Below are 18,946 nucleotides of genomic sequence, written 5' to 3' on the forward strand. Positions count from 1 at the left end.
GCTATACCCCTTTAATTGGAATTGTAGCGTTAGCTTGTTTTAATATAACGCTATAAATTTGTGAATCTAGCTTTGTAACTGTGCCGTATGGGAATGAACCGGTTTTCAATTTTTTCCCTTCTTCCACACGTATAATTGTTGCAGTGTGGTTTGGTAATCCTTTATATGCAATGTGAACAGCATCATCTTCATAAGAAACAGCTAAATCACCAGTTTGATAAATTTTCATGGAAGCAGTTGCTTCACTTTGTGTCATACTTTTTATATAAGGATATCTTTCTCGTATTTCTTTAATTGTCGTTTTATAAGCTTTAAATAATTCTTCCCATGTTAAATTACCCGAACGTTTTTCATCAAGGATATCATCTGGATGGACGAAATGTGAGATAACCCCTAAATTTGCGGTAACATCAGCTAAAATAAATTGTTCTTCATCTGGGATAGCGTAGCCACTCGTAATACGCGGGAAGTGATAAATATTTTTGTTGTGCTCGTCTGGTCCAAATTCTTGAATTAAACTACCGTTAATTTTACTTCCCACATATAGAGAGGCAACTGTTTCCATAGTTGGAACCGCGTCGTTTAATGCACTTAATCCAGTTGTATTTATAATATTGGATGGTGGTACATAGGTTTTTAGTTTTTCGTTTGGAAAGAAGTTATACACGAGTTTTTGTAAAGCATCTAAGGATCTCTCCATGTCCTCTTTTGAATTCCACGGAACATATTCAAGTACTTTATCTACTGGGTCTGGTGGTAATAATAAAGGTTGATGGTTATAGCCATGAATACCGATTTCTCCACCGTGACTTAATAATTCTCTCCCAAATAATAAATAGGTATTTCTATTTTTACCTGTGAAATTTTCAAAAGGTGGCGTTACTTTATTTTGGTATGTCCCAATTGCAACCCCTGTATATTTAATATCAAGCTCTTCAGAGATATCCTTCATATTTTTCCACCAATGTTTTTTATAAAATTCTTCAACAGAAATTTTTTCTGTTGTTAAGTTTTTTAGTTCTCCACTTGGAATTGGAGATGGGAAGTCATCGATATACATAATCTCCGCTCCAAGTTGTACTGTAGCGAAAGTCGGGAAAATAGTACCCAGTGATTGAACGAACATACCTCTACCTAATTTATCGTTCAATGCTGTTGTATTCCAATATAAGACTTTTCCTTCACCGTAGTCATTGGTCCAAAGGATGGGAGTATCTTCTGCAGTAATCCAAGTATTAGTTGTATTCTCATCTAGCGTAATATTCATTGAGCTATGAGTGAACAATGGAGAAGAACTTGAGAGATCAGGATAACCAGGGAATAAAACTTCTTCAAAGGTTAATCCTTTTACATCTTTGAAGCCTTCTTTTTTTGTAATACCAAATAATGTGTTCCAGGAAGGATCTGAATCAAGTCGGTTTGCGATAATAATCCTTCCGCCCATTTTTACAAAATTTTGAATATCAGCTTGTGGAAGTTGCGCCATTATTTCACCTGTAATAATAATCCCTGTATAGGGAGAGGGAGTAAGTCCCTTAATTTCATTAGCTGTAATATCTTTATAGTGTAGGTGTGCGTAATCCATTGCCTTTTTCGTATTAAATTCGACTTGTTGCCCTAATGTATTATCCGTTTTTAAAACGTATAATTGCATTTTTTGTCCATTTTGGGCTACATCTTTTGCTTTGAGTGTTTTAACAGTATCTGTTTCTTTAGTTTTAGGAACAGAAAACTTTTGATAGAAATTTTCTGTTCGATATATAAGGATAGATATAATTAAGAGAAATAAAATGATACTAACAATTCCGATATATATATTAATCCCCTTTTTCAATGTGTGCGCCTCCAAACTGCCTTACAAATAATTGATATTTACGCGGTAGTATATGAACTCTTTTTGCAGCTGCTAGATTATTGATTAAGTTATAGAGCTCGTCCCATAACTTTTGCTCATAATATATTTCAAGTAACCCAACGTAACCGTAATATGATTCAGGATAGAAATGAATAAGATTTAAAAATTGTTCTTCAGACTTTGCATATTGTTTTGTATGTAGAAACAGATTTCCAAGGTGGAAAGGATAAAGAGGTTCGGTAGGAAATAGTTCTACACTTTGTGTAATAAAATTCATAAATTCGGCGATTATTTTTTCTTTTTGCTGATTAGAAAGAAGACCACTGTCTATATATCTTAAATAGTTAGAAACCAATTCTTTTGCAATTTCATTTTGTGGATTTTGTAGAAATTGCTTATTTAAGTATTCGATCTGTTTTTCGTACCGTTCATTTAGTAAATTAATAGTAGTTGCTGCGTAATGTACAGTTTCAGGATCTTTATGGTGAATGGCTTCTTTCAATAAGCCTCCTTCATTGGAAATAGGGGAGGAGCTTAACTGTACAATGAGTTGTTTATGTAATTCAGGCTTATCTAGTTCTAATCCAGAAGAAAATGAAATTAGGTCCATATCTTGTTTTGCTGATGCCAAAATATCTTCATAATGATCAACTTGAAAGGAAACATAATCAGAGTATTGCTGTAACCACTCGGTCTTGGAGCGTCTTATATTCAGTAATAACATGATTGCTGATACAATAAGTCCGACAAGCGGGAAAAGGAGAGAGATAATCAAGCAAAACTCAATAATTCCTTTCTTATCTTCAGTAATCAAACCTTTCGTAAATCGAAATAAAAGAAAAACCAAAATAGCATAAATAAAGTAAAGAAGGAGTAAAATCATTAGAATACCACTCCTTTAGAAGAAAGAGCGTTTTGTATACGAGTTTGGACTGGTAATAAAAACTTTTCTTCAGTGCCAGGTAATAGGATCATAACTTTTTGTTTGGTCGTACTATAACCGAATATATCAATATCACGCAAATGATCTTTTAAAATAGAATTTATCATTTCTAAGGAATCTTGTGGAACAGTAAATTCAAAATAGGAATATGGATAAGATAATGTTTCGTACCGTTTCTTTTCTATTTTTAGTAAATGTTCAAATTCATCTTCATAATAAATACTCGTTTTAGGGAATGTACGATCCTCTTGACTTGATAGCCAAAGATTAGAAGCGTTTTGTAAACGATCACCCATCCAGCGCAAATACCATGTGAAAAGTTCGAATTGCTCAGAAGTTACTTTTGAAAATTCAATTTCGTCTAATATAATGACGTATTGTACATCATCTTGGAATAGGACGGGACCAACTAAAAGTGGAGCGTCTTGAAAATCCTCTTCTGTACGGAAAAAAGGTCGATTATGCGCTAGAGCGTTTTTGATGACTAGCGAAGCATTTTTAACAAAAATGGATTGAGGTAAGGTATTTTTACCAGTTTCTGCTCTTAATTTAATACGAAGTGATTGTTTATTGTTATCGACGTGATAGATACCAATTTTTTTTGCTCCGAAATACATTTTTAATACATTTATTCCCTCATCGAGTACAATTTCAGGATGTGTATGATTTAAAGCTTTAAACATATGATACATTTTAGATAAGTGATTATTTGATTCAAGTACACGAGAACGTAGTGTAATACGTGTTTCATCCAATTGTTTCACAACATATTTTAATTCTTTATTTTCGGCTTTTAGCTCATTATTTATCATATGTACATCTTCATACCGTTCTTTTTGTGCAGTACTCATTAGTCCACAACATAAACTAATAACAAGTAAGAAAATCCAATTAATCCAGTAATCTAATGAATAAAAGTACAGTAATATATCATCTTCTTTATATATACCGCTTATAAAAATATAAATCATTGCTTCTAGAAAGGTGAAAAGGGCGATAGATATGCCATACCGGCTAGAAATAATTAATGTAATAAATAAGAGTAAGAAGTATTCATACGTTGGTGTTAGAAAATCAGTTAGTATTGAGAGAAAAAATAGAGCAATAAAGAGAATCGTAGGTTCAATCATTTTTTGTAATAAATTAGATTGTCTATAGTGCATAAAAAATCCCTTCTTTCGTTTGCAAATTTAATTTTGAGGAATAGTACACTGAAATAAAATACATAATTTAAAAGAATTATTTTAAAATATATAAAGCCCAAATCATTTTATCAACAGAGATGTAGTAAATTCAAGTGAAATAAATTCTAATTTTTGTTAATGTATTGTATTTATTGGGATTTTTTATTAAATATCGAGCTTGAAAAAATGTAAAATGTTATTGTATTACTATACTTGTATTAATATATAAAATGATAAAAAATTACAGTTTTATAGGGGGTAATATTATTATGGAGTGGAAACGTTCCATGTACTTTTTAGCTATATTTTCTTTTATTTTTTCCTCAAGTACATCCGCCCAAGCAAATGTCGTGGAACCAGTTTTAAAAAATGTACGAAGTTATAAAATTTATTATGGTGAAGCAAATGAGCAAGTAATTGAGGGACTTTCAAAGTATGACATGGTCATTATAGAGCCATATGCATTTACGAAAGAGCAAGTTCAGCAATTAAAAAAATCCGGAACAGTAGTCCTTGGGTATGTTAGTGTTTTAGAATTAGAATCGTGGCATAAATCGCAAGTAGTTGAATCAGACTATTATTATCGAGACGGTAAGAAAATGAAGATTGAGCAGTGGGATACATATATTATGAATTTAGCTGATGAACATTACCGGCGGATTGTTGTAAATAAAGTGAAACAGCAAGTTATTGGAAAAGGAATAGACGGTGTGTTTTTAGATACCGCTGGTGATATTGATGACTATTTTTATGATCAGCCAGTTACACAAGGGAAATTTCGCGAAGCATATGTAAATTTATTAAAAGAAATAAAAGGTGTTGATTCTGATTTGCTTCTTATACAGAATTGGGGATTTGACACAATCAAAAATACATCCTTGAATTTTATACATGGTGTATTGTGGGAGGACTTCAATAAACAAGTTATTACGAAAGATGAATGGAGTCAAAATTGGATGCGCTATTTTAAACAACAAAGTAATAAGATTGTAACGTTTACCGTTACTCCAAATACCGTATCTAAAAAATATAGTTCTATAAATGGATTTATTCCTACAATTAATCCGAATGATATTTATGATAAATAGCAATTATTAGGGATGAGAAACTATCAATATTGACTATGAAAGTTTAGGTCAGTATACGATTATCTTATAAAGATGAATGTATTACTGACTAGCTCATTTTATAATATTCCATGTTAGAAATTAGTAGAATAAGATAGAAAAAGTGCATTATCCTATTAATTTTTATAGAAATAAAAAACGTAATGTTTAAAATAACATCAATACTTGTGTCATGGTTAGAGTACGTTTATAATCAAGGAATCTTATTAATGTTCTGATAGGGTTATTTATGATTGAAAGCGTTTTAAAGTTGGCGTTCTTCAAGGTAGGAAGTCTGACCTATTTAGATTAAAAATTATGTATGTAGTTTGAAATAGGAAGAAAAATAATAAAGAATCACTTTATATTGTGGGGAGGTTAAAAGTGTGAAAGGGAAAGAATTTCACACGAATACATATGGGTTACGTAGGATTATTACTTTCGGGTGCAGCTTTATTTTTAAATAGTCTTGTTATATTAGGAAAAGCAGAGATGAAAAGTGCAGGTGTTTTTAATTTATTTGTGGGTGCACTACAAATTATTATTCCGTTCTATTTAATCATGATTTCTGATCAAAGTAATTGGACGGTATATTCATATGCAGCTACTTTCTTATTCGGATTAACCTATTTATATGTAGGTGTTACTTTTATAAAAGGAATGGACAGTAGCGGTTTAGGGTGGTTCTGCATTTGGGTAGCAATTATTGCTTTATTCTATATGGTTGTTTCATTTGTTCAATTCCACGATGTTGTGAATGCGTTAACGTGGTTTATGTGGGCATTACTTTGGTATTTATTCTTTGTATTAAATACACAAAAAAAGAACATCAATCAATATCTTGGAAGGATTGCCTTCGTACAATCATGGGTAACATTGACGTTACCTTCACTCTTTTATTTTATGGGAGTATGGGGAGAGGGATTCGTATATGAATTATGGGTTTATGTATCTGTAATTTCTATTTTATACTTCTGTTATTGTATTTATAAATATCGAGTACGTTAATATATTTTTTGTAGAAAAGCATGGAATCGTTAAACGAGTTCCATGCTTTTTATATGTTAGCATTTATAATAGAGAGGTAGTATTTTACAATTTATCGAAATGGGGATGATAAAGTTGAAAAAAGTATTGGTGCTAGGGGGAACAAGATTTTTTGGTAAACATTTAGTAGAAGCACTTTTGCAAGATGGGCACGATGTAACGATTGCGACGAGAGGAATTACGGAAGATTCTTTTGGGAGTAGAGTAAAAAGACTTATTGTAGATAGAGAAGATGAAAAACAACTAGCAGAGCGTCTAGCAGATAAAAGTTATGATATTGTATACGATAATTTATGCTATAGCTCGAACGCAGCGAAGATAATATGTGAAGTGTTACGAGGGAAAACGACAAAATACGTTATGACATCTTCAATGGCTGTCTATGAACCAGCACTAAGTTTATCAGAAGAGGACTTCGATCCGTACGAGTATGCAATTGCGTATGGAGATAGGAATGACTTCAATTATGGTGAAGGAAAGAGGTTAGCCGAAGCAGTTGTATTTCAACAAGCAACATTTCCAGTTGTTGCAGTTCGTTTTCCAGTTGTTATTGGAGAAAACGATTATACGAAAAGGTTACAATTTTACGTTGAACATATTGTGAGAGAAGAACCTGTCGCAGTGAATCATCTAGATGGAAAATTGTCGTTTATACATGAAGAAGAAGCCGGGGAATTTTTAGCTTGGTGTGGGATGAAAGACATAGAAGGGCCAATTAATGCTTGTAGCAACGGGGTAGTTTCTACTCGGGAAATTATTCATTTTATAGAAGAGAATACGGGAATAAAATCACTCATTCAAGAAGTAGGAGATCATGTAGCACCTTATAATGAATTGACTAATTGTACATTACATAATGGAAAAGCTAATGAATTAGGGTTCCCGTTCCGAGGATTGAAAATAGAAATAGAAAAAGTATTACGTTATTACATACATGCAATGAAATGATCATAAATCCCCCGGTGGCAATCCGGGGGATTCTGGAGGATTTCGACAATACTAATTTTACATTACCAAACTTACCTTATACGCACGACTAATGTTTTTGTGATTGAATTGCTTGTAAATACTTTTCATTTACCCGGTCCCAGTTCACTGTATGCCACCAGTTGGTAACAAATTCTGGGCGACGATTTTGGTACTTTAAATAATAGGCATGTTCCCATACATCAATGACAAGTAATGGGATTTTGCCTTCTTGCAAAGGTGTATCTTGATTAGGTGTACTCATTACAGTAAGTTCTTCACCATCAAGGACAAGCCATCCATAACCACTTCCAAAACGGCTAATTGCTGCTTTAGACAGTTGATCTTTTAAGTTGTCAAAGGTATTGAAATAATAATCAATTACTTTTGCAACGTCTCCATTAGGCTCGCCGCCACCCCGTGGGCTCATTACTTCCCAAAAAAGACTATGACAATAATGTCCACCACCGTTATTTCTGACAGCTGTAACAATTTCCTTTGGTAAAGCTTCTAAATTACATAGTAACTCTTCTAAAGATTTATTATGTAATTCCGAATAGTTTTCTAATGCGGCATTCAAATTATTTACGTATGTCGCATGGTGCTTTGCATGATGAATAGAAAGTGTATTGCTATCGATATATGGCTCTAGTTCATCATAGTCATATGAAAGCTTTGGCAATTGAAATGAAGACATGACATTTCCTCCTTTCTCTCTAAAAGTTGGTCTAGGTAAAAATAATTTACCTGAGTAAAAAATACACCTATTTTTCATGAAAGTCAATAGTAATCTCTTAATTTTCTGAAAGATAGTACAATAAAAGTAACACTTCGACTTTCGTTTGTGACTCTTATTCTTTTTGCTTATACTGTAAAGTAGTAACGTTTTGTTGAAATAGAAGGAGATCGCTTATGAGTAAAACGAAGCAATTAATAGAGGAAGCGAGTCATTTTATTACGATTTGCTATAAAGAGCTTAATAAAGAACAATTCATAGAAGAACGCATGAAAGAAATTCGAGTTGAAATAGAGAAGACGGGGACGTATGAACATACATTTGAAGAACTTGTTCACGGATCGCGAATGGCATGGCGCAATAGTAATCGATGTATCGGAAGACTATTTTGGAGTAAGATGCACATATTAGATGCACGTGAAGTAAATGATGAGGAAGGTGTATATAATGCATTAATTCATCATATTAAATATGCAACGAACGACGGAAAAGTGAAACCGACCATTACAATTTTTAAGCAATATCAAGGTGAAGAAAATAATATACGAATTTATAATCACCAATTGATTCGGTATGCAGGATATAAAACAGAAATGGGAGTGATTGGTGACTCTCATTCCGCTGTGTTTACAGATTTTTGTCAAGAACTTGGCTGGCAAGGAGAAGGTACGAATTTCGATGTATTACCACTTGTGTTTTCTATAGATGGAAAAGCGCCTATATATAAAGAAATTCCGAAAGAAGAAGTAAAAGAGGTACCAATTGAACACCCAGAATACCCAATTTCGTCACTTGGAGCAAAATGGTATGGGGTTCCAATGATTTCAGATATGCGCTTAGAAATTGGCGGTATTTCCTATACAGCAGCTCCGTTTAATGGATGGTATATGGGAACAGAGATTGGGGCACGTAACTTAGCGGATCATGATCGCTATAATTTACTTCCAGCAGTTGCGGAAATGATGGATTTGGATACATCGAGAAACGGTACGTTATGGAAAGATAAGGCATTAGTTGAATTAAACGTGGCTGTTTTACATTCCTTTAAAAAACAAGGAGTTAGTATTGTTGACCATCATACTGCGGCGCAACAATTTCAGCAATTTGAGAAGCAAGAAGCTGCTTGCGGTCGTGTTGTAACGGGCAATTGGGTGTGGCTCATTCCGCCGTTATCTCCAGCTACCACTCATATTTATCATAAACCGTATTCGAATGAAATTTTGAAGCCGAATTTTTTTCATAAATAGTTTGTAGTATAGGGCATTTTCTGTGAAAATATAATTTTTTTTAACTACTGTTACGTAGCAAATGGAAGCCTTTACCCTCGGTTATTTTTGGAAGGAGCTTTTTGAACCAAGGAGTTCCTTATGTTATAATCAAATTTCTGTTTCGAAGACCTTATAGAAATATAAGGTCTTTTATTTTGCTTTTTTATGTAAGAGGAATAGAAATTTTCTTTTAAATAAGGGATTTAGCATATTTTTAGGGACAACATAAGTGTGTAGGAAATAGATGAATTATTATGCTTATATAATCATTGTGTTTTGGGTGTAAACAATAAAACATAATAAAGTTGTTTTTTAGATTGCTGAGGAAGGAGGAAGTGTAAATGAGGATGAAGAGTCGAAAAACGGATTGGCCTGTATTTCTTATTAGTGGTGGTTCGCTTTTATTATTTGTAATTGCGGTTTTCTTAAATAAAAATTATGTAGAGGGAGTCATTAATAGCAGTTTTGCAGCTTCAATTAAATATTCTGGTGCCTTATGGCAATTTTTGTTAATTGGTACATTTATTGTTGCAATGTGTATGGCATTCTCGAAATATGGAAGAGTTAAACTTGGGGGATTAGAAAAACCTGAGATTAGTACGGCAAAGTGGCTTGCTATTATTATGTCGACATTACTTGCCGGAGGTGGCGTTTTTTGGGCAGCTGCAGAGCCAATGTACCACTTGATGACGGTGCCGCCGATACATGAAGGTATATCTGCTGGAACGAAAGAAGCAGTAATGCCTGCTTTAGCACAAAGTTATATGCATTGGGGTTTCTTGGCTTGGACGATTTTAGGTACAATCAGTGCGGTAGTTATGATGTATGGGCATTATCATAAAGGTATGCCGTTAAAACCTCGAACGCTTTTATATCCTATTTTTGGTGAGAAATTGCGAAAGAGTTTGCTTGGAACAATGATTGATGCATTTGCCATTATTGCGGTAGCTGCAGGGACGATTGGACCGATCGGATTTTTAGGCTTACAAGCAAGTTATGGCCTACAGGCATTGTTTAATATTCCTGATGTTTTTACTACTCAATTAGCAATTATTATTTGTGTAGTTGCGGTTTCTACTATATCTGCAGTAACAGGAATTAATAAAGGGATTCAAATTATAAGCGATTTAAATGTTAAATTAGCGATTTTATTAATGGTATTTGTATTATTATGTGGACCAGGTGGATTTATTATTGATTCGTTTGTATCTTCGTTTGGATTTTATATAAATGAATTTATTCCAATGAGCACATACCGCGGTGATACAGGTTGGTTAGGATCGTGGACAATCTTTTTCTGGGGATGGTTTATTGGATATGGACCGATGATGGCAATTTTAGTGAGCCGTATTTCAAGAGGAAGAACGATTCGAGAAATCATCGTTGCAATTGGAATTATTGCACCTATTATTACAACATTTTGGTTTACAATTCTGGGAGGGTCAGGTGTGTTTTATGAATTAATGAAGCCTGGTTCTATTTCAAGCGCATTAAGTGAATCGGGTATGCCAGCTGCTATGATTGCAATTACAGAACAACTGCCACTCTCTCATATTATTGGACCGGCATTTCTTTTATTAACAATTTTATTTGTAGTGACAACAGGAGATTCAATGGCTTATTCGATTTCGATGGCAGTGACTGGAGACGGAGATCCTAGAATTAGCTTACGAATTTTTTGGTCGCTTATTATGGGAGCAGTTGCGGCAATTCTGTTATACATGGGTGAGGGAAGTATTAACGCCTTACAATCATTCATCGTAGTAACAGCTGTCCCCGTATCCATTCTGTTACTCCCAATGCTATGGCTAGCGCCTAAAGTTGCAGGGGAACTAGCATTAAAACAAGGCATTGTAAAAGAAGAAGATAAAACTAGCTTCTTGTTCCAAAAAGCTAGTAGATCAAAATAAATAATTGTATTTATATAAAAAGAGGAAGCATTTCATCTGAAATGCTTCCTCTTTACTATTTATTTAACTATGATCATACTCTGTACAGTTTCAATCTATTCTAATACTTTATCTTTCGTCTCTGGGACACATAGTAGCATTGTAATTAAACCGATTGGATAGATAATGAAGATAAGAGATAATGCGCCCATTAAATTACCACCTGCAGCAAGTAATCCGATAATAACAGGTCCAAAGCCAGCTAAACCACGTCCTGTACCGAAAATAAAGTTTTCTGCTGTAGAGCGAGCTTCAGCAGGATAGTTTTCAGCTAAAATTGCTCCGAATCCTCCCATCATGCCATTTGCGAAGAATCCAAGCAATGCGCTGCCCCATAACAATAATGTTGGATTTGTGAATAAGAAGAAGTAAATGAGACAGTATATAGTACCACCGACATAATAGATTGTAAAAGTTTTACGGCGACCAATTTTATCAGCTAGAATTCCAAAAATTGCAATTCCAATTAACATACCGATCGTAGAGATGAACATCCAACCACTAGCTTTTGCTAATGTATAGTTATATTTATTCGCTAAAATAGTTGGCATCCATGTAAAGATACCATAATATCCGAAGTTCTGGATGAATGACATAATAATAAGGCCAATAGTTGTTACTGTTACTTTTTTATTTGCAAATAGCTTTCGAAGTGGGAACTTTTTCATTTGTTTTAGTTGTTCAGCCTCAGTAGTTGTTAAACTGCCTGCAACCTCTTTTTGTAACAATTCTTTTTTGTATTGTTGTTTTTGTTCCCATATTTTCGGTTCACTTAAACTTTTTCGTACATAAACAGCTAATAAAGCGGGAATAAGTCCAAATAGGAAAACAGCTCTCCACCCAAAATGTGGGACGATAAATGCTGGAAGGAGTGAAGCTACTAGTACGCCAAATTGCCATCCAAGTGCAACAACAGATGTCGCCTTAGCGCGCATTTCTTTAGACCATGTTTCAGTTACGATGGCCATTCCAATCCCGAATTCACCACCAACTCCCATTCCTACTAAAAAGCGAAGAATTAATAATTGCCAATAATCTGTTGCGAAATAAATAAGTGCTGTTGCGAGTGAAAATAGTAAGATTGTGAAGGCCATCGTACGGATACGCCCAAATAAATCAGCAATAAATCCAAATAAATAAGACCCAATTAGCATTCCTATTGTAGTAGCTAAAGTTAAGTTCCCACCTTCAACAGGGCTTAAATGAAATTCTTTTAAAATGTAGACGAGTACGAAAGATAAGAGCAACATATCTAAGCCTTCTGCTGCATATCCTAGCGCAGACCCAAATAGTGTTTTATATCTTTTCTCTTTCGTCTCCTCTGTTGTTGATTGTACATCAGTAGTGACGTTCATCATTATTCCTCCTTATTTTCTTCTACAGTCGCTATGGAAGAATAACAAAAGGCCTTCTCACCTGATATGATGAGAAGGCCAAAAAAGCATACGTATTCCTAGAAAAGAACATACGTATATTGTATTCCGACTTCCTTCTCAACCTCACGGGGTTGGGTTAAAGGACTGTATTATATTACTTTATTTTTAGCACTCTTCTATTAGATTGTCAAATAAAGAGGGAATTGTTATGTGTAAAATATTGCAAAAGGTATTTCATTCTTCTTGACGCCCACTTCACTATTTTCCGATAATAAAACTAACTACTATAAAAGGGAATGAATCACAGATGCTAAATTTAGTACTTATGATGATTGAACGCGTCGGACTTATTGTTATTTTAGGATTTTTACTTTCGCATATTAAAACATTCAGGCGCCTTCTTCATAAGCAAGATGGTTATGTAGATAAGCTTAAGCTTATTTGTATTTTTTCGGTGTTTACAATTGTAAGCAATTACACTGGGATTGAAATAGCGGGTAATACGATTATGAATGAAAATTGGCTACAGGGTGTTTCTTCATCGAGCACAATCGCGAATACACGTATTATGGGTGTTGGAATTAGTGGATTGCTCGGCGGACCTATCGTCGGAATTGGAGTAGGATCAATTGCTGGTATTCACCGCTATATGCTTGGCGGGACGACGGCGCTAAGTTGTGCAATCTCTTCAATTTTAGCGGGCGTTATAACTGGTTATATCGGATACATTTTTAAAAAATATAACCGTACAATTACACCTAAGTTTTCAGCGGTTTTAAGTGTTTTTATCGTTTCTTTAGAAATGATTATGATCTTATTAATTGTAGAGGATGGAATGAGCATTGTGAAAACAATTGCGATACCAATGATCCTTGTAAATAGCTTTGGAAGTTTTATTTTACTTTCTATGATACAAGCTATTTTGCGTCAGGAAGAGAACGCAAAGGCACTTCAGACTCATAAGGTATTACGTATTGCAGATAAAACGTTACCGTATTTTCGCCAAGGCTTAACAGAAGAATCGTGTAAGCATGTGGCACAAATTATTCACCGCTTTACAGGAACAGATGCGGTATCCTTAACAGATACAGAGAAAATATTAGCTCATGTTGGATTAGCATCAGATCACCATATTCCTTCACATAGTTTAATAACTGGTTTGTCGAAAGAAGTGTTACACACAGGAAAAATAATGAAAGCAAAATCACGTGAGGTTATTAATTGTCAACATGAAGGCTGCCCTTTGCAAGCGGCGATTGTTATTCCACTAACTTCACATGGAAATACGATAGGGACATTAAAACTGTATTTCAAAAATCCTAACCAGTTAAGTCGTGTGGAAGAGGAATTAGCAGAAGGGTTAGCAAAAATATTCTCTACACAACTTGAATTAGGGGAAGCTGAGTTGCAAAGTAAATTATTGCAAGATGCGGAAATAAAGGCATTACAAGCACAAATTAACCCACACTTTTTATTTAATGCGATTAATACAGTATCAGCTTTATGCCGAACAGATGTAGAAAAAGCAAGGAAGTTATTATTACAGCTTAGTGTGTATTTCCGTTGTAATTTACAAGGGGCACGACAGTTATTGATTCCACTAGAACAAGAATTAAACCATGTACAGGCATACTTATCGCTAGAACAAGCAAGGTTTCCAAATAAGTATGAAGTAAAGGTGTATATTGAGGATGAGCTAAAGACAACTTTAGTACCACCATTTGTTCTTCAACTATTGGTTGAAAATGCATTGCGACACGCTTTCCCGAAGAAGCAACCAGTATGCCAAGTGGAAGTGCATGTTTTTGAAAAAGAGGGTATGGTTCATTTTGAAGTAAAAGATAATGGGCAAGGAATTGAGGAAGAACGTTTAGAACAATTAGGAAAGATGGTAGTTTCGTCCAAGAAAGGGACTGGAACAGCTTTATATAATATTAATGAACGTCTTATTGGGCTATTTGGAAAAGAAACGATGCTTCATATCGAAAGTAAATTAAACGAGGGGACAGAGATTACTTTTGTTATTCCAAAAAAAGTAGGGGAGGAAGAGCAGATTGTTAAAAGTACTAGTAGTTGATGATGAAATGTTAGCACGCGATGAACTAAAGTATTTATTAGAAAGAACGAAGGAAGTTGAGATAATTGGTGAGGCTGATTGTGTAGAGGACGCATTAGAAGAGCTAATGAAAAACAAACCAGATATTGTTTTCCTAGATATTCAGTTATCTGATGATAACGGATTTGAAATCGCGAATATATTAAAGAAGATGAAAAATCCACCTGCCATTGTATTTGCGACTGCCTATGATCAATACGCGTTGCAAGCATTTGAAGTAGATGCGTTAGACTATATTTTAAAGCCATTTGATGAAGAACGTATTGTACAAACATTAAAGAAGTATAAAAAACAAAAGCAGTCGCAAATAGAAACGAAGCAAGAAATAAAAGGGGCAGATGTAACGGCAGAGATGCATAAATTAGCATTACCAATTGAAGAATCAATTGTACTTGTAAATATTGAAGATATTATATATGTAGGGCTTGTGGATGGAAAAGTGACAGTAAAAACAATGAGGGACACATATATAACACACGATACACTTGTGATTTTGGAAAAGAAGTTGCCGCAAGCAAGTTTTATGCGTGTACATCGTAGCTTTATTGCAAATATTAATCATATTACTGAAATCCAGCCGTGGTTCAATTCTACGTATAATTTAATTATGAAAGAAGGATCAAAAGTACCTGTTAGTCGTACATATGCAAAAGAACTCAAGAAGCTGCTTCGTATTTAAGAAGCAGCTTTTGTATTTCATCCTTTTGTATTTGTAACTGATTCTGTATATTTGACGTTCTGTTATGTAAACGCTTACCAAGGCGGGTATATCCTATACAATAAAGGTACCAAATCGAAAGAGGTGGCCAAAATGAGTACGAAAAAAGTATATAGTTTCTTATCACAAGCATTCATATTCTCAGCTATTATGTTAATTTCTAATATTATTGCAACACATTTACCAATTCCGATGCCTTCATCGGTAATCGGGTTAGTCATTTTATTTAGTCTATTATGTTTAAAGGTTATTAAATTGGAACAAGTTGAATCACTTGGAACAGCTTTAACAGGTATTATCGGATTCCTTTTCGTCCCATCAGGTATTTCGGTTATTAATTCTCTTGGTGTAATGGGACAATATTTTGTACAAATTTTAACTGTAATTGTTGTCGCGACAGTTATTTTACTCGCTGTAACAGGATTATTTGCACAATTTATTTTAGGAAAAGATGAAAAAGAAACAGAAGATACAAAAGAATTGAAAGTAGTAAATAAAGGACGCAAGCACGGAAAAGTTGCGTAACCATTTTAGTATATATTGTTAGGAGGGAATGAACATGGCAAGCACAATGACTCCATATTTCGGAATCGTCGTTTCATTAATCGCATACGGAATCGGAACATTATTATTCAAGCATTCAAAAGGGTTCTTCTTATTCACACCATTATTCGTAGCGATGGTATTAGGGATTGTCTTTTTAAAAGTAGGTAACTTTACTTTCGAAGAATATAATACTGGTGGAAAAATGATTAGCTTTTTCTTAGAGCCAGCAACAATCGCGTTTGCAATTCCATTATATAAACAAGTGGATAAGTTGAAAAAATATTGGTGGCAAATTTTATCAGCTATCGTGGTTGGATCTATTTGTTCAGTAATTGTCGTGTTCATTGTTGCAAAAGCAATTGGCCTAGATACAGCAGTAATGAATTCAATGTTACCACAAGCGGCAACAACAGCAATTGCGTTACCAATCTCTGAAAGTATTGGTGGTATACCAGCAATTACATCGTTTGCAGTAATCTTTAACGCAGTTATCGTATACGCATTAGGAGCGTTATTCTTAAAAACATTTAGAGTGAAACATCCAATTGCAAAAGGTTTAGCACTGGGAACAGCAGGTCATGCATTAGGAGTGGCAGTAGGAATTGAAATGGGTGAAGTAGAGGCAGCTATGGCAAGTATTGCTGTAACAGTAGTTGGAGTTGTAACGGTAGTTGTCATACCGATGTTCATGCCATTCATTGGATAGTAAAACTTACTTAAAAAATGAGAAAAGCAAGCTATTTGTAGGACAGATTTCTACTGATAGCTTGCTTTTTATGTTACAGTAGTGGTAAGACCTATTTTGAAAAAATGTAAGTTTCCTTAAATCTTTATTAATACTGTGTAGAATACGTTTTGAATTAGGTCATTGTATTGTAAAATAAGAAGTAAGCTACTATAGATCTGCTAAGGTAGGCGTATAATGAGCTTATAAAAATCTTAATATGAATGAATAATTAAAAGTAGAAAAGAGAGAAAAATCTACTTATTAACGTTTTACTTTATAGGACAGGAGAGAGTACTCGTCGATTATGCAAATAAAAAACCTGTTTCAAAGCAAAGGATTTCAGAGGTTACTCGTATTAGTAATACTTGCTCTCGTATTATATGGGCTGCAAAGTATGTTGAATTTAATATTAATTACGTTTATTCTTACGTATTTAATGGATCGATTCCAAAAGTTTATTTCTCGCAAATTAGACCACTTTATGCCCATTAATCGAAAGCTCATTATAGCATTTCTATATGTTATGTTAATTGGCGGAATTGCTATTACGCTATTTAAATATTTACCAGTATTAACGATACAAATTTCACAATTGATTTATCAATTTAACGTATTTTTAAGAAACCCACCGGACAGTGAATTAATTAAGTATGCAGTTAATGCTGTTAATCATATGGAACTTTCGAAGTATGTAGGACAAGGCGTTGACATTTTGTATAAATCGATTACGAATGTTGGGAAATTTGGCCTTCAAGTGTTACTTTCTTTAATTTTAAGTTTATTTTTCTTATTGGAGAAAGCTCGTATCGTTGCTTTTACTGCAAAATTTAAAGAGAGCAGACTTGCAATTTTCTATACTGAAATCGAGTACTTCGGTAAGAAATTTGCACGTTCATTCGGAAAAGTAATCGAAGCCCAATTTTTAATTGCAGTTGTTAACTGCGTTTTATCCGTTATTGCATTATGGATATTAGGATTCCCACAATTATTAGGTTTAGCGTTAATGATCTTCTTACTTGGTTTAATTCCAGTAGCTGGGGTTATCATTTCGTTATTCCCGCTTTGTATGATTGCTTACAATATCGGCGGTATTATGTACGTTGTTTATATTTTAGTTATCGTAACAGTCATTCATGCGCTTGAAAGTTACGTGTTAAATCCGAAGTTTATGTCACAAAAAACAAACTTACCAATTTTCTATACGTTTATGGTATTAATCTTCTCGGAACACTTCTTAGGTGTATGGGGATTAATTATCGGTATTCCAATCTTCATTTTCTTATTAGATGTCTTAGATGTGACAAGTGATGAAATGGAGAAGGACGCTGGGAAAAAATAAAGTGAAGAGAAAAAAGCATCGATGTTCGATGCTTTTTCTTTTATAACATGATGTTTCTTATGCCATACTGTAAGGAGAAGATAGAATAGGGGTGAAAGAATGGCTGTAAATGAAAAGGTAGAATTAGCTACATTTGCTGGAGGGTGCTTCTGGTGTATGGTTTCGCCATTTGAAGAGATGGAAGGAATTATAAAGGTTGTTTCTGGCTATACAGGTGGTCATAAAGAGAATCCAACATATAAAGAAGTATGTTCAGAAACGACGGGACATTATGAGGCAGTACAAATTACATTTGATGCAAATAAAATGCCGTATGAAGAGTTATTAAATATATATTGGAGACAAATTGATCCGACTGATGTAGGTGGGCAATTCCACGATCGCGGACAGTCTTACGAAACAGTGATTTTTTATCATAATGAAGAACAACATAAAAAAGCAGAGGCTTCAAAAGAAGGGCTTGCAAGGAGTGGGCGCTTTTCAAAGCCGATTGCGACAAAAATATTGCCAGCTGCTACGTTTTATCCCGCAGAGGAATATCACCAAGGATATCATAAGAAAAATGAATTCCGCTACGAGTTATACCGTAAGGGCTCAGGGCGAGATGCGTTTATTAAGCAACATTGGCCAAAGGATAATGCTCATTTAAAGGAAAAACTGAATGAGATGCAATTTTATGTAACACAGGAAAATGGTACAGAACCACCATTTCGAAATGAGTATTGGAATCATAAAGAAGAAGGTCTTTATGTAGATATCGTTTCAGGTGAACCTTTGTTTACTTCTCTAGATAAATTTGATAGTGGATGTGGATGGCCTAGTTTTACAAAGCCAGTTATGTCAGCTAGTGTGAAGGAAAAAATGGATGTGAGTCATAATATGACGCGTACAGAAGTGAGAAGTAAGGAAGGAGATTCACATCTCGGGCACGTATTTCCAGATGGCCCAGGACCGAATGGACTTCGCTATTGTATAAATTCAGCAGCTCTTCGATTTATTCCAAAAGAGGAATTAGAAAAAGAAGGCTATGGTGATTTCCTAATCTTGTTTGGAAATAAAAAATAACCTCG

The 18,946-nt window shown here is 34.3% G+C and carries 16 protein-coding genes; 11 read left to right on the forward strand and 5 right to left on the reverse strand.

The features are described from left to right. Position 1 precedes the first annotated feature (1 nt). Genes ACTFRN_RS20940 through ACTFRN_RS20950 form a run of 3 tightly spaced genes read right to left on the reverse strand, consistent with a single transcriptional unit; the run spans position 2 to position 3,961 of the window. Positions 2-1,834, reverse strand: coding sequence for a DUF2194 domain-containing protein (locus ACTFRN_RS20940; RefSeq protein ID WP_088106275.1), 1,833 nt, complete (start codon positions 1,832-1,834; stop codon positions 2-4). Next, positions 1,818-2,738 carry a tetratricopeptide repeat protein gene (locus ACTFRN_RS20945; protein WP_014893390.1) on the reverse strand — a complete coding sequence of 307 codons (921 nt, stop codon included), beginning with the start codon at positions 2,736-2,738 and terminating at the stop codon, positions 1,818-1,820. The genes ACTFRN_RS20940 and ACTFRN_RS20945 overlap by 17 nt, the downstream gene beginning before the upstream one ends. Beyond that, on the reverse strand, positions 2,738-3,961 hold the full coding sequence (locus tag ACTFRN_RS20950; protein ID WP_014893391.1) for a hypothetical protein: 1,224 nt from the start codon (positions 3,959-3,961) through the stop codon (positions 2,738-2,740). The genes ACTFRN_RS20945 and ACTFRN_RS20950 overlap by 1 nt, the downstream gene beginning before the upstream one ends. A 290-nt stretch (positions 3,962-4,251) precedes the next feature. Between ACTFRN_RS20950 and ACTFRN_RS20955 the strand changes: the two genes are divergently transcribed. From ACTFRN_RS20955 to ACTFRN_RS20965, 3 genes are all read left to right on the forward strand, one after another. Beyond that, positions 4,252-5,070 (forward strand): putative glycoside hydrolase, encoded by an 819-nt coding sequence (locus ACTFRN_RS20955; RefSeq protein ID WP_000455000.1) that lies wholly within the window; start codon positions 4,252-4,254, stop codon positions 5,068-5,070. A 435-nt stretch (positions 5,071-5,505) separates the two neighbouring features. Further along, positions 5,506-6,096 (forward strand): AmiS/UreI family transporter, encoded by a 591-nt coding sequence (locus ACTFRN_RS20960; RefSeq protein ID WP_000542569.1) that lies wholly within the window; start codon positions 5,506-5,508, stop codon positions 6,094-6,096. A gap of 105 nt (positions 6,097-6,201) precedes the next feature. Next, a complete protein-coding gene (locus ACTFRN_RS20965; RefSeq protein ID WP_014893392.1) occupies positions 6,202-7,083 on the forward strand; it encodes an NAD-dependent epimerase/dehydratase family protein in 882 nt (293 codons plus the stop codon). An 88-nt stretch (positions 7,084-7,171) separates the two neighbouring features. Here ACTFRN_RS20965 and sodA read toward each other — a convergent pair whose 3' ends face one another. Next, positions 7,172-7,798, reverse strand: a complete 627-nt coding sequence (gene sodA, locus ACTFRN_RS20970) for a superoxide dismutase [Mn] (RefSeq protein WP_000094043.1) — start codon at positions 7,796-7,798, stop codon at positions 7,172-7,174. Between the two features lie 215 nt (positions 7,799-8,013). On the opposite strand from sodA, the gene ACTFRN_RS20975 reads away from it, so the two are divergent. After that, complete coding sequence (locus ACTFRN_RS20975) at positions 8,014-9,084, forward strand: nitric oxide synthase oxygenase (RefSeq protein WP_000047607.1); 1,071 nt, start codon at positions 8,014-8,016, stop codon at positions 9,082-9,084. 362 nt (positions 9,085-9,446) lie between these two features. Next, positions 9,447-11,015 carry a BCCT family transporter gene (locus ACTFRN_RS20980; RefSeq protein ID WP_088106274.1) on the forward strand — a complete coding sequence of 523 codons (1,569 nt, stop codon included), beginning with the start codon at positions 9,447-9,449 and terminating at the stop codon, positions 11,013-11,015. A gap of 95 nt (positions 11,016-11,110) precedes the next feature. Here ACTFRN_RS20980 and ACTFRN_RS20985 read toward each other — a convergent pair whose 3' ends face one another. Further along, the gene (locus ACTFRN_RS20985; RefSeq protein ID WP_041184481.1) at positions 11,111-12,409 is read right to left on the reverse strand and encodes an MFS transporter; all 1,299 of its coding nucleotides are present in this window, start codon (positions 12,407-12,409) and stop codon (positions 11,111-11,113) included. Between the two features lie 328 nt (positions 12,410-12,737). Between ACTFRN_RS20985 and lytS the strand changes: the two genes are divergently transcribed. The 6 genes from lytS to msrB all read left to right on the forward strand — a co-directional run bounded on the left by lytS (position 12,738) and on the right by msrB (position 18,941). After that, positions 12,738-14,507: a two-component system sensor histidine kinase LytS gene (lytS, locus tag ACTFRN_RS20990; RefSeq protein ID WP_000933578.1), complete on the forward strand. Its 1,770-nt coding sequence runs from the start codon at positions 12,738-12,740 to the stop codon at positions 14,505-14,507. Then, the gene (locus ACTFRN_RS20995; RefSeq protein WP_000921835.1) at positions 14,485-15,225 is read left to right on the forward strand and encodes a LytR/AlgR family response regulator transcription factor; all 741 of its coding nucleotides are present in this window, start codon (positions 14,485-14,487) and stop codon (positions 15,223-15,225) included. Before lytS ends, ACTFRN_RS20995 begins: the two co-directional genes overlap by 23 nt. A gap of 132 nt (positions 15,226-15,357) precedes the next feature. Beyond that, positions 15,358-15,789 (forward strand): antiholin-like murein hydrolase modulator LrgA, encoded by a 432-nt coding sequence (gene lrgA, locus ACTFRN_RS21000; protein WP_000104901.1) that lies wholly within the window; start codon positions 15,358-15,360, stop codon positions 15,787-15,789. A gap of 34 nt (positions 15,790-15,823) precedes the next feature. Beyond that, complete coding sequence (lrgB, locus tag ACTFRN_RS21005; RefSeq protein WP_000168869.1) at positions 15,824-16,516, forward strand: antiholin-like protein LrgB; 693 nt, start codon at positions 15,824-15,826, stop codon at positions 16,514-16,516. 325 nt (positions 16,517-16,841) lie between these two features. Further along, the gene (locus ACTFRN_RS21010) at positions 16,842-17,876 is read left to right on the forward strand and encodes an AI-2E family transporter (protein ID WP_001166015.1); all 1,035 of its coding nucleotides are present in this window, start codon (positions 16,842-16,844) and stop codon (positions 17,874-17,876) included. A 99-nt stretch (positions 17,877-17,975) separates the two neighbouring features. Next, a complete protein-coding gene (gene msrB, locus ACTFRN_RS21015; RefSeq protein WP_000290166.1) occupies positions 17,976-18,941 on the forward strand; it encodes a peptide-methionine (R)-S-oxide reductase MsrB in 966 nt (321 codons plus the stop codon). Positions 18,942-18,946: the final 5 nt, after the last annotated feature.

This window comes from Bacillus cereus group sp. MYBK245-2 (genome assembly GCF_051916145.1).
GTDB lineage: Bacteria > Bacillota > Bacilli > Bacillales > Bacillaceae_G > Bacillus_A > Bacillus_A pacificus.